This window comes from Sphingopyxis soli (assembly GCF_018682675.1).
GTDB lineage: Bacteria > Pseudomonadota > Alphaproteobacteria > Sphingomonadales > Sphingomonadaceae > Sphingopyxis > Sphingopyxis soli.
This window is the reverse complement of sequence record NZ_JAFMTR010000035.1, coordinates 35,995-47,996: the sequence shown is the minus strand read 5'-3', so window position 1 is coordinate 47,996 and position 12,002 is coordinate 35,995. Positions and strand designations below refer to the sequence as shown.

Below are 12,002 nucleotides of genomic sequence, written 5' to 3'. Positions count from 1 at the left end.
GCTCAGGGCGCGCTGCCGACCACCAGCATCGCCGCGAACACCAGCAGGCCCGCAAAGCGATTGCTGCGAAACTTGGCGAGCGCATCGGCGCCATCGGCCGGGTTCAGCGTCACGACCTGCCCCGTCAGGTGCAGTGCCGCGGGGACGAGCGCGACGAACACTAGCGGATCGGGCCGCACGCTCCACAGCGCGCCCGCCCAGCAGGCGAGCGCCGCGGCATAGCAGAAACCCACGCCGCCCTTCACATGGGCGCCCATCGCGCGCGCGCTCGACTTCACGCCGACCAGCGCATCATCCTCGATATCCTGCAATGCATAGATGGTGTCATAGCCGATCACCCATGCGATACATCCGGCATAGAGAAGCGGCAGCCCGAGTCCCCCGTCTGCATTATTGGCGCCGCCGCCAACCGCGATCCAGCCGACAAGCGCACCCCAGCTGAAGACCAGGCCGAGCCACGCCTGCGGCCACCAGGTGATGCGCTTCATGAAGGGATAGGCGGCAACGAGCGCGAGGCTGGCCAGCGCGACGATCTGCGCCCCGCGCGGCAACTGGACGAGCACGAGCAGGCCGACCAGCGAAAGCAGGATCGTCCACAGCAGCGCATTCCGCACGGGCACCGCCCCGCTCGCGATGGGCCGCGACGCGGTGCGCGCGACCTTCGCGTCGAGATCGCGATCGACGATGTCGTTATAGACGCAGCCCGCACCGCGCATCGCGATCGCACCGAGCAGCAGCCAAAGGAACAAGGGCCAGTGACGGAGCGCACCACCGCCAAGCGCGAGCCCGAAGGCGCACGGCCAATAGAGCAGCCACCAGCCGATCGGCCGGTCGAAGCGCGCGAGCAGCGCGTAAGGCCTCGCGCCGGTCGGCAGGAGGGCGACGAAACCCTGGAACTGGCTGTCGGGTGGCGCGGCGGTCATCGGCTCGCGGCCTAGCAGGCGGCGCGAGCCGGATAAATGGTTGATTGGATCGATCCGGCCGCGATCAGGTGCAGCTGGCGACCGTGCCCGTGGGGGTCGGGTTGAACCCTTCCCTAAGATCGCGTGCTTCGCGGACGTTGAACGCGGCCGTCGTGTGGATGCGCCGCGGTCCGAGCCATTTGCCATAAAGCAAAGGCTGATAGTCGTAATAGACTTCGACGAACATCACTGCGGTGCCCGCGGCGGCGGTGACTTCCTTGCCCGTCGGCCCCATGCCGGGAAAGACGTTGCCCGTCGCGCCGGCGCCGGCGGCGCCGAAGCTCGACTGAACCCCAAGGTCGCCGTAACAGCGCTGCCAGTGGATCCACTGCCCGCCGTCGGCGTTGCGCTCAAGGCTCGACAGGATGACGCGGCCGCGGCGCTCGAAATCCATGTTGCGGGCCTGTTTCTCGACACCCGAAAAGACTTCGTTGATGTCGATCTCGCGAATGATCGGTTGCGACAGGGAATCGCCCGTCGCGATGCGCGACGCGTTGTCCGCCGCGCCGAGCGCGATCTGGCTGACCCGCGTATGCACCAGCACCAGGTTGGCGATCTCGATCCCCCCGAAGCCGAGCAGAACGAGCAAGGGCACGGTGAACGCCATTTCGACGAGCACGGCGCCGCGGCGATCGCGGCGCAGCCGCCGCACGATCGCGCGCATGATGGTCCGCCGGGCGCTCATGGGCAGCGCACCGGGCTGGCGTCGGAACCGACGGCGAAGGGCTGGTTGCGCAGCACGGTTGTCTCCCTCAACGTGGTTTCCTGCGGCTGACCCAGCATCCGCCACACGGGCAGGACGCGATCGAACTTCATCTCCACGGTGTAGAGGATGACGTCGTCGGCGCCGCCGTTGCCGCCGCGCGCGCGGTCGCTGTCCCAGACGCCGTTCCCGTTCACATCCTCGAAGCATTCGGTGTTCTGGTGCGCGCCGTCGCCATTGTCGTCGTTGAACGGTTCGGGATTCCCGACCTCGCTGAAATTGTCGTAGGCCCGGCGGGCGAAGGTCACTTCAGCGTGAGGAAATACTTTCAGCACCGACGCCTTCACCGCATTGTCGAGCGCCGTCTGGCTGTTGCTGCCCGTTTCAAGCGTCGAATCGCGCCCCGCTTTTGCGACGGCGCCTTGCAACACCTGCTTTGCGTACATCTGCCAGCTATAGTCGAAGATGCCCATCAGCAGCAGGATGAAGAGCGGCCCGGTGAAGGCGAACTCGACGAGCGCCGCGCCACGCTCGCTGTCGCGAAGCCGACGGAGCAGGCTGGACCGGCGCGTCATTGCGACAGCCTCAGGCGCGAAATCTGCTGCGCGATCTGCGAGAAGATGCTGGCGAGCTGCGCGCTGCTGCCCGCTTCATACGCCTTGCCCGACGAGGCGCAGGCGACAAGCTTCGCATTCTTGGGGTCATCGAGGTCGACGCCAAAGCCGATGATCCAGACCACGATGCCCTTCTGCTTCGCAGCCGAGCACAGATAGCTCAGACGGTTGGTGTGGCGCGCGATGGCGTCGGCGTTATCGGTCGCACCGATGCGCTGCATCACCTGCTCAAGGCCCTGATGCGAATAGTTGGTGCGCGGCGTGTTCATTTCGCCATCGGTCATGAAGATGATGTGGCGTCCGACCGGGCGGCCCATGTAATTGCCGTTCTCGGCGGCGAACAGACCGTCGGGCGAGATCAGCCGGGCGCCCCACGCCATGCCGGCGTCGTGATAGGTATAACCCTGGGCTTTGAGGCCGTTGATCTTGTTGGTGAACGCGGTCTTGCCGGCAGCATCCATGTTGGTCAGCTTCATGACCGGTACCGGACAGGCGCCGGTGTCGCCGAAATTCTCCGACTGCTTGCCGAAATTGGTGCTGTTGGTGGTCGAATTCACGTTGGCCGGCGACGAACGCGAATAGACGAAATAGGGAATGAACATCCGCCACTTGGTGTCGTCGTTCGCCGTCGGCACCAGGTCGATATCCATGTCATAGGTGTTCGCCGGCGGCGCGGCGTTCGACGCGAAGGCGTTGGTGGCGCGCTCCATCACGCAGCCGGTCCACGGCGCGGACTGGCTCGCGCCCGCCGTCCCCGTGTTGAACGACAGCGACGTGGACATGTTCTTCCCCGACGACACGTTGAAGGTGCGGTCGAGATAGGTGTAGGTATATTTCTCGGTCTTCGTCTGGACCGTGCTATCGCTATAGGTCCGCGACCGCACTTGACGGGTGCAGACCTTGGTCGAGTTGTTGAAGGACTGGTTGCGATACTGATATTCGGTGTAGGGCGTCGTCGTCGTCGTCGTCGTCGTCCGCGTGTCGCCGGACGTGTTCGGACCGTTCACCGTCGTCGATGACGTTCCGGCGACCGTTTCGCTGCTCTTCAGACAATTGGCTGACGTGGTGTTGTTGACCGTTTGCGACGTGTAGCCCGACCAGCTCGTTGGATTCGTACTGCTGTTGTTGCTCGTGTTCCCCGTCGTCGTCCACAGCGCGGCGGTGTTCGGCTGCCGCGACGGCACGGTAACGGTGTCGGCAATCCAGCTCGACTGCAGGATCCCCCCGACATTGACCGTGCCGCTGTACGGGACGACGCCGATCCGCAGGCGCCCGTCGCCACGTTCGGCCGAGGTGATCGTCGTCATGAACAGGTTGGCCGCGTTGCGGAGCGCCGCGATTTTCGCGATCGTCGCGCCGCCGCCCGCATCATTGTCGGCGATCGGATCGTCCATCGACCCGGTGACGTCGAGCACGAGCATCACATCGGTGCTCGAGATCTCGAGCTTCGCCTCGCAATTGACCGATAGCGCGAAATTCTCCTTGCCGAACATCGTCATCACGAGTGTAGGCAGCGTCGCCGCCGCGGTGCCGCCGACCGACGACGTCCCGACCGGCACCGACGAGAAGGATATGCCCGTGCTGCCGTACATTCCGGTGGGATAGTTGAAGTTGAACATCTTGTTCGCTTCGGCCTTCTGCGGGTCGCCATAGCTGCCGCCGGCCATCGCGCGGCGGCCGGCGAGCACGCCCGCGTCGCACGCCTGCTGCAGGCGGAGCTGCGCCATATAGGCGCGGCCGATGTCGACCGCCGAACCGACAATGCCGATCACCGGGATGATCGCCGCCGCCGTCAGCATCATGGCGTTGCCGCGCTGGTCGCGCAGAAGTTTCGAGGCGCCGGCCCTGAGGCCGTTCAAAATGGTCCCTCGCATGGTCTAAACCCCTCTTGGTCCAGACGCACCACCCACCCAGATGCGCGACTGGTATCCTCGCACCTAGGGGGAAACTGCTTACCAAATCGCTAATCGGCCCCCTCGACATGCGCGCGTATCGGCGGGAATTTTGACCCGTATCGGGACAGATCGGCGATCCCGGCACGGCGCCAACGCGGCAGATGCGCCGCGCTGCGCGCTCTGCTATCGCGGCGCCATGCCCGCAACACCCGCCTGGCCGCCTGCCAGTACTCCCCGCCTCTATATCGACCAGCCGCTCGGCCCCGAAGCCGCGCCGCACATCGACGGCGCGGCTGCGCACTATCTGCTGAACGTCATGCGGCTGAAGGTGGGCGACCCGCTGCTGCTGTTCGACAATCGCAGCGGCGAATGGCTCGGACGCATCGCCGACGCGGGCAAGCGCTCGCTCGACATCGCCATCGAGGCGCTGATGCGCCCGCGCGAGGCGGTGCCCGACCTCTGGCTCTGCTTCGCGCCGGTGAAGAAGGCGCGGCTCGACTGGATCATCGAAAAGGCGACCGAACTCGGCGTCGCGCGGCTGCAGCCGGTGATCACCGAACGGACGATCGTCGAATGGGTCAGGCACGAACGGCTCGAGGCGCAGATCGTCGAGGCGTGCGAGCAATGCGGGCGCACCGCGCTTCCCGAACTCGCCGAGCCGGTGAAGCTGCCGCAGCTCCTGAAAACATGGCCCGCCGGACGGTCGCTGCTCTTCGCCGACGAACAAGGCGGCGAATCGCTCGCCGCCGCCGCGGCGCCCCCGCCGGCCGCGATCCTGACCGGACCCGAGGGCGGCTTCACCACCGCCGAGCGCAATCTGCTGCTCGCACACCCCGCAGTCCGGCGCATCGCGCTCGGCCCGCGCATCCTGCGCGCCGAGACCGCGGCTATCGCGGCCATCGGGGTGTGGATGGCGGCAAACGGCGATTGGAGGTAACTGTCCCAAAACTGGACATTGTTGCTGCCAGTCTGGCAGTTATTAACTCCAAATTAGGGATATCGGCCGCAAGGCCTGCTCATGCAACGGCGGGACCAGAGCCGAGATCGCTGGCGTGGGGGCCAGCGGGCACTGCTGAGGCGGGCGGCGACCATGCTTGCCTGGCTGGCGCTGGCTCTCGTCGTTGCACCCGCTGCGGCCCAGACCAGCGCGACCTACAGCAACACGGCAGCCGGCGCGATCAGCGAAACCGCCACCCCCTGCACCGGGCCGATGGTGCGCAATTTCACCGTCGCGTCGAACACGCAGGTTACCGACGTCAATATCGGCGTCCAGCTCGGCCACAGCTATCGCGGCGACCTTCGCATCACGCTGACCTCGCCGGCGGGGACCGTCGTCAATCTGATCACCAATGTCGGGACCGGCGCCGACAATCTGAACGTGCTGTTCGACGACAGCGCGGCGGCGAGCATCTCGACCCACACGGCGAACGACAACACGGCGGCGGCGCCGCCGTACCAGCGGAGCTTCCGCCCCGAGGGCGCGCTTGCCGACTTCAACGGACAGGGAACGGCGGGAACGTGGCAATTGTCGATCTGCGACTCGCTGAACGGCGACAGCGGCAGTTTCACGCGCGCCGACCTGACCCTGACCAGCGTGCCGCTGTCGCCTTATGCCGACCTGTCGCTCGCGAAATCGGTGAGCAACGCGAACCCTTCGGCGGGGGCCAGCATCAGCTATACCCTCAGCGTGACCAATGCCGCGGGCTCGGCGCTGACCGCCACCGGCGTGACGGTGCAGGACATGCTACCCGCCGGCGTCACCTTCACCGGCGCATCGGGGTTCGGCAGCTATAACAGCACCACCGGGGTCTGGAGCGTCGGCAGCATCCCGCCGGGCACGACGCGCACGCTGACGATCAGCGGCACCGTCTCGGCAACCGCGGGCGCGACGATCACCAATGTCGCGGAGGTCAGCGCCTCCTCTGCCTATGATTATGATTCGACCCCCGGCAACGGCGCCGCGGGCGAGGACGATTATGCCGCGGCGAGCTTCACCGTCGCCGGAACGCGCACCGCCGGAACCCCGCCGACGCTCGTCTGCCCGGCCGGGACGACGACGCTCGACTGGGACAGCGTGACGTGGAGCGCGGGGGCGACCAGCGGCAGCTATGCGCTGACCGCGATCGGAACGACCGGCTTCAACATCGCGATCAGCGGCGGCGCGTTCCTCAACAACGCGACCTATGGCGGCCAGTCGCCGACGCGGCAGAATATCGTCACCGGCGCGCTGTCGCCGGCGCAATATTCGATCTTCGAGCTGGTCGATTTCACCAGCCAGGCGGGCTCCGTCGCCTCGACGATCACCCTGCCCACCGCAGTCCCCGGCGCGCAGTTCCGGCTGTTCGACGTCGACTATGCGGCGGGGCAGTTCGCCGACCGCGTCACGGTGACCGGCAGCTTCAACGGCACGAACGTCACGCCGGTGCTGACGAACGGCACCGCCAACTATGTCATCGGCAGCACCGCCTATGGCGATGTCCTGTCCGCCGACGCCAGCGCCGACGGCACCGTGACCGTGACCTTCGCGGCGCCGGTGGACAGCATCACCATCGACTATGGCAGCCACAGCCTTGCTCCGGCCAATCCGGGGCAGCAGGGGATGGCGATCCACGACTTTCTCTTCTGCCGTCCGGTCGGCAATCTGCTGATCGCCAAGACGAGCAGCGTCGTCAGCGACCCGTCGAACGGCACTACCAACCCCAAGGCGGTCCCCGGCGCGACGATGCGCTATTGCCTGCTCGTCACCAACGGCGGCAGCGCGACCACGACAGGCATCCTCGTTTCCGATCCCCTGCCCGCCACCACCACCTTCGTTCCGGGGTCGCTGCGCAGCGGGACGAGCTGCGCGGGCGCGACCACGGCCGAGGACGACGATGCGGCGGGAGCGGACGAAAGCGACCCCTTCGGCGCGGCGATCGGTGGAACCACCGTGTCCGCCAGCACCGCGACCCTGGCCCCCGCGGCAGCGATGGCGGTGACGTTCGACGTCACGGTGAACTGACACCGTCGGCGCCCCTCATGACCCCGATTGCATTCTATACCGAATAGTCTAGATGGCGCGAAATGAGCACGCGCACCGCTTCCGACAGCCACGATCCGATCATCGAAAGTCGCGACCAGCTCGCGGCGCCCATGGCCAGGGGCGAGAAGCCGAGCGATCGCTGGCGGATCGGTACCGAGCACGAAAAATTCGTCTATCGCACCGCCGACCACCGCGCCCCCTCCTATGACGAGCCCGGCGGCATCCGCGACCTCTTGATGGCGCTCACGCGCTTCGGTTGGGAGCCGGTGATCGAGGGCGGGAATGTCATCGCGCTCGCCGGCAGCGACGGCACCGTCAGCCTCGAACCCGCGGGGCAGTTGGAGCTTTCGGGCGCCCCGCTCGAGAATCTCCATCAGACCTGCGCCGAAACCGGCCGCCACCTCAAGCAGGTGAAGGAAGTAGGCGCCGAACTCGGGCTCGGTTTCCTCGGGCTCGGCATGTGGCCCGACAAGACGCGCGCCGAGCTGCCGATCATGCCCAAGGGCCGCTACAAGATCATGCTGGAGCATATGCCGCGCGTCGGCAGCATGGGGCTCGACATGATGCTGCGCACCTGCACCATCCAGACCAACCTCGACTATTCGTCCGAGACCGACATGGTGCAGAAGTTCCGCGTCAGCCTCGCACTCCAGCCGCTCGCGACCGCGCTCTTCGCCTCATCGCCCTTCACCGAGGGCAAACCCAACGGCTATATGTCGTATCGCAGCCATATCTGGACCGACACCGACCCCGCGCGCACCGGCATGTTGCCCTTCGTGTTCGAGGACGGCTTCGGCTACGACCGCTATGTCGACTATATGCTCGACGTGCCGATGTATTTCGTCTTCCGCGACGGCCGATATATCGATGCGGCGGGTCTCAGCTTCCGCGATTTCCTGAAAGGCGAGCTGTCGGCTCTGCCCGGCGAACTGCCGCGGCTTTCCGACTGGACCGACCATCTCTCGACCGCCTTCCCCGAGGTGCGGCTCAAGAGCTTCCTCGAAATGCGCGGCGCCGACGGCGGCCCGTGGTACCGCATCTGCGCGCTGCCCGCGCTGTGGGTCGGCCTGCTCTACGACCAGGGCGCGCTCGACGCCGCCTGGGATCTCGTCAAGGGCTGGAGCATCGAGGAGCAGCAGGCGCTGCGCGATGCCGTCCCCAGCGAAGGCCTCGACGCCCCCGCGCCCGGCGGCGGCTCCGTCGGCCAGCTCGCGCACCGCGTGCTCGACATCGCCGCAGCGGGGCTCGCGGCGCGCGGACAGGTCAATTCGATGGGCGACAACGAGGTCGGCTTCCTCGAACCGCTGCGCCGCATCGCGGCGACGGGCAAATCGCCCGCCCACGACCTGCTCGACCGTTACGAGGGGCCGTGGGATCACGACCTGTCGAAAATCTACGACGAGCTGAGCTTCTGATCGCACCGTCCCGATCGGATGGGGACCTGCCTTTGGAAGCGAGCCCATATTTCCCCTCCCGCCTGCGGGCGGTGAGATAACGGCCAGCCATCGCCCGCAACCCGGCGACGGCCTCAGTCCGGCCCGGCCATCTCGAATTGTTCGATAACCCAGTCCTCGGCCTGCGCGCCGCCGATCCACTCCTGCATACAGGGGTGGCTGATCACCGCCTGGCAATAGGGGATGGCGAAACGCGGGAGCGGGATCGAATAGGTCAGGAAGCGCGTGACGACGGGGGCGAACATGATGTCGGCCGCCGACCATTCGCCGAACAGATAATCCCCCTCGCCGCCGAAGCGCGCGCGCGCTTCGGCCCAGATCTGCAGGATGCGGACGACATCGGCCTGCACCTCGGGCAGCAGCTCGGCCGCGGGGTAGATGCGGCGGATGTTCATGCTGTGGTTGCGGCGGAGCGCGGCGAAGCTCGAATGCATTTCGGCCGCCATCGACCGCGCCATCGCGCGGGCGGCCATGTCCTCGGGCCAGAAGCCGCGCGTGCCGCCGGTCTTTTCGTTGAGATAGTCGATGATCGCCAGGCTGTCCCAGACGACGATGTCGTCGCCGTCCCACAGGATCGGCACCTTGCCGCCCGACGGCGCGAATTCGTCGCCCTCGCGGCGTTTCGACCAGTCCTCGTCATAGAGCGGGACGGTCACCTCCTCGAAGGGCAGGCCGCTATGCTTGACCGCGAGCCAGCCGCGCAGGCTCCAGCTCGAATAGGCCTTGTTACCGATGAACAGTTTCATGCAAATTCTCCTCCCTCCCCCTCAACGGGGGAGGGTTGTGTAGACTTGCCAGCCTTCTGGCTAGTCGAAGCTGGGAGAGGGTGATGCGAGCCAAAGGCTCGCGCGGCCCGGCGGGCCGCTACCCCTCTCCAGGTTCCGGTAGCGGACACGTCCGCAACCTGCACCATCCTCTCCCCCAAGGGGAGAGGATAAATCCGCACTAACTCTCGACCGCCTCCAGCACCGCGGTGCGCAGCTCGGCGATGCCCATGCCCTTCTCGCTGCTGGTCGCGATCACCTTGGGGTGCGCGGCGGGGTGCTTGCGGGCTTCGGCCTCGGTCGCGGCCTGCACCGCGGCGAGGTCGCTCGCCTTGATCTTGTCGGTCTTGGTGAGGACGAGGCGGTAACTGACCGCGGCGATATCGAGCATTTCGAGCACCTCGCGGTCGACATCCTTGATCCCGTGGCGGCTGTCGATCAGCACGAGCGTGCGCTTGAGCACCTGGCGGCCGCGCAGATAATCGTTCACGAGGAAGCGCCATTTCCTGACGACATCCTTCGGCGCCTTGGCGAAACCATAGCCCGGCATGTCGACGAGGCGGAACACCAGCGGTTCGCCGACGTCGAAATAGTTGAGCTCCTGCGTCCGCCCCGGCGTGACCGAGGTGCGCGCCAGTCCGTTGCGGTTCGTCAGCGCGTTGAGCAGCGACGATTTGCCGACGTTCGAGCGGCCCGCGAACGCGATCTCGGGCACGCTTGGCGCCGGCAGATGCTGGAGCGCGGGGGCCGATTTCAGGAAGGCGATCGGGCCAGCAAACAGCTTGCGTGCCCGTTCCTCCCTGTCCTCCGCGCCCGGATCGATCTCGCTCACTTCGCCGGGGCCGCCTTCAGCTGCGGGAACTTGCGATACATGAACTGCTGCTGCGCGATCGACAGGCAGTTGTTCGTGATCCAGTAGAGCAGCAGGCCCGCCGCGAACGGCGCCATGATGAACATGAACATCCACGGCATGATCTTGAACACCTGCTGCTGCACCGGATCGGTCGCCTGCGGGTTGAGGCGGAACTGGAGGAACATCGTGATGCCGAGGATCAGCGCGAGCGGCCCGAGCGCGAGCAGCGACGGCGGCGTGAAGTCCAGGAGCCCGAACAGGTTCAGGAAATGCGCCGGATCGGGCGCCGACAGATCCTTGATCCACAGCGCGAAGGGCTGGTGGCGCATTTCGATCGTCAGCATCAGCACCTTGTAGAGTGCATAGAAGATCGGAATCTGGATGACGATCGGCAGACAGCCCGCGAGCGGATTGATCTTCTCGTCCTTGTAGAGCTTCATCAGCTCCTGCTGCTGGCGCGGCTTGTCGTCCTTGTAGCGTTCCTGCAGCGCCTTCATCTTCGGCTGGACGAGGCGCATCTGCGCCATCGAATGGAACTGACGCTGCGCGATCGGGAACATCAGGCCGCGGATGATCAGCGTCAGCAGCATGATCGCGACGCCGAAATTGCCGACCATGCGGAACAGCCAGTCGAGCAGCTTGAAGATCGGCACCGCGAAAAATTCGAACCAGCCCCAGTCGATCGCGTTCGACAGGCGGGTAATGCCCTGGTCCTTCTCATAGCGCTGGAGGGTATAGACCTCCTTCGCGCCCGCGAAGATGCGCGTCGTCGTCGTGATCTGCTTGCCGGGTGCGACCTCGGCGAAATTGCGGGCGAACAGCGTCTGGTAATTGTTGGCTGCGGGCGAGGTGATCGACGCGCTGACGCGTTCGCCCTTGGCCGGGACGACCGCCGCGAGCCAATATTTGTCGGTGAAACCGAGCCAGCCGGCCGAATCATATTTCGCCGCAGTACCGTCGTCGAGGTCGGTGTAATTGACGTCGAACACCGATTTGCCGCCGAGATAGCCGGTCGGCCCGACGTGGATCGTCCAGCTGTCCTGTTCGTGCGGATCGGTCGGCTTGCCGAGCCGGTCGATCAGCGCGAAGCTGCTTGCGCTGACCGGTGCCGCGCCGCTGTTGGCGATCGTCTGTTTCGCGGTGATCAGATAATCGGCGTCGATGCTATATTCGATGCGGAACGTCTGGCCGGTCGTGTTCGACCAGCTCAGCGTCACCGGCGTCGTCGGCGTGAGCTTCGCACCCGACGCGGTCCAGATCGTCGCGGGGCCCGGAACCTCGATGCCCTGCGCGGCCCAGCCGACGCTCGCGAAATAGGCGGCCTTGGTGTTGCCGGGCGCGAAGAGGCGCACCGGCGGCGCGTTCTTCTTGATCGTCTGGCGATATTTGGTGAGCGTCACATCGTCGATGCGCGCGCCGGCGAGGTTGATCGAGCCCGCGAGCGCCGGGGTCTCGATCGGCACGCGGTTGGCCGAGGCAACGGCGGTTTCGACGGGGACGATCGCCTGCACGGCGGGCGCGGCGGGGGTCGCACCCGTTGCCGGCGGCGTGGCGGGCGTGCCCGGCGTGGCGGTCGCCGCGGTCGGCGAACCCGCAACCGTCTTGGTCACGTCGGGCTTCGTCGGGGTCGGGAAGAATTTCTGCGCGACGAAGTTCCAGCCCAGCAGGATGGCCGCCGACAGCAAGATTGCCGTGATCCAGTTACGCTTGTCGTCCACGCTCTTCGGTCTCTCTT

General features: G+C 66.2%; 10 protein-coding genes. 3 read left to right on the top strand and 7 right to left on the bottom strand.

Translation table 11 applies throughout. The features are described from left to right. Positions 1-2 precede the first annotated feature (2 nt). The 4 genes from ubiA to J1N50_RS04825 form a co-directional block, all read right to left on the bottom strand. On the bottom strand, positions 3-923 hold the full coding sequence (gene ubiA / locus J1N50_RS04840) for a 4-hydroxybenzoate octaprenyltransferase (RefSeq protein WP_215350607.1): 921 nt from the start codon (positions 921-923) through the stop codon (positions 3-5). Between the two features lie 64 nt (positions 924-987). Beyond that, positions 988-1,647, bottom strand: coding sequence for a TadE/TadG family type IV pilus assembly protein (locus J1N50_RS04835; protein WP_215350606.1), 660 nt, complete (start codon positions 1,645-1,647; stop codon positions 988-990). Beyond that, positions 1,644-2,240 (bottom strand): TadE/TadG family type IV pilus assembly protein, encoded by a 597-nt coding sequence (locus J1N50_RS04830; RefSeq protein ID WP_215350605.1) that lies wholly within the window; start codon positions 2,238-2,240, stop codon positions 1,644-1,646. Before J1N50_RS04830 ends, J1N50_RS04835 begins: the two co-directional genes overlap by 4 nt. Next, the gene (locus J1N50_RS04825; RefSeq protein WP_215350604.1) at positions 2,237-4,153 is read right to left on the bottom strand and encodes a TadE/TadG family type IV pilus assembly protein; all 1,917 of its coding nucleotides are present in this window, start codon (positions 4,151-4,153) and stop codon (positions 2,237-2,239) included. Before J1N50_RS04825 ends, J1N50_RS04830 begins: the two co-directional genes overlap by 4 nt. A 217-nt stretch (positions 4,154-4,370) precedes the next feature. Between J1N50_RS04825 and J1N50_RS04820 the strand changes: the two genes are divergently transcribed. The 3 genes from J1N50_RS04820 (at position 4,371) to J1N50_RS04810 (ending at position 8,611) form a co-directional block, all read left to right on the top strand. Further along, positions 4,371-5,111: a 16S rRNA (uracil(1498)-N(3))-methyltransferase gene (locus J1N50_RS04820; RefSeq protein WP_215350603.1), complete on the top strand. Its 741-nt coding sequence runs from the start codon at positions 4,371-4,373 to the stop codon at positions 5,109-5,111. A 153-nt stretch (positions 5,112-5,264) separates the two neighbouring features. Next, positions 5,265-7,175 (top strand): proprotein convertase P-domain-containing protein, encoded by a 1,911-nt coding sequence (locus tag J1N50_RS04815; RefSeq protein ID WP_215350602.1) that lies wholly within the window; start codon positions 5,265-5,267, stop codon positions 7,173-7,175. A 62-nt stretch (positions 7,176-7,237) separates the two neighbouring features. Continuing rightward, the gene (locus J1N50_RS04810) at positions 7,238-8,611 is read left to right on the top strand and encodes a glutamate--cysteine ligase (protein WP_215350601.1); all 1,374 of its coding nucleotides are present in this window, start codon (positions 7,238-7,240) and stop codon (positions 8,609-8,611) included. 113 nt (positions 8,612-8,724) lie between these two features. Here the strand turns inward: J1N50_RS04810 and J1N50_RS04805 are convergent, their stop codons facing one another. The 3 genes from J1N50_RS04805 to yidC form a co-directional block, all read right to left on the bottom strand. Continuing rightward, positions 8,725-9,396: a glutathione S-transferase family protein gene (locus tag J1N50_RS04805; RefSeq protein ID WP_215350600.1), complete on the bottom strand. Its 672-nt coding sequence runs from the start codon at positions 9,394-9,396 to the stop codon at positions 8,725-8,727. Positions 9,397-9,595: 199 nt separating this feature from the next. Continuing rightward, on the bottom strand, positions 9,596-10,246 hold the full coding sequence (gene yihA, locus J1N50_RS04800; protein ID WP_215350599.1) for a ribosome biogenesis GTP-binding protein YihA/YsxC: 651 nt from the start codon (positions 10,244-10,246) through the stop codon (positions 9,596-9,598). Continuing rightward, complete coding sequence (gene yidC / locus J1N50_RS04795; RefSeq protein WP_215350598.1) at positions 10,243-11,985, bottom strand: membrane protein insertase YidC; 1,743 nt, start codon at positions 11,983-11,985, stop codon at positions 10,243-10,245. Before yidC ends, yihA begins: the two co-directional genes overlap by 4 nt. Positions 11,986-12,002: the final 17 nt, after the last annotated feature.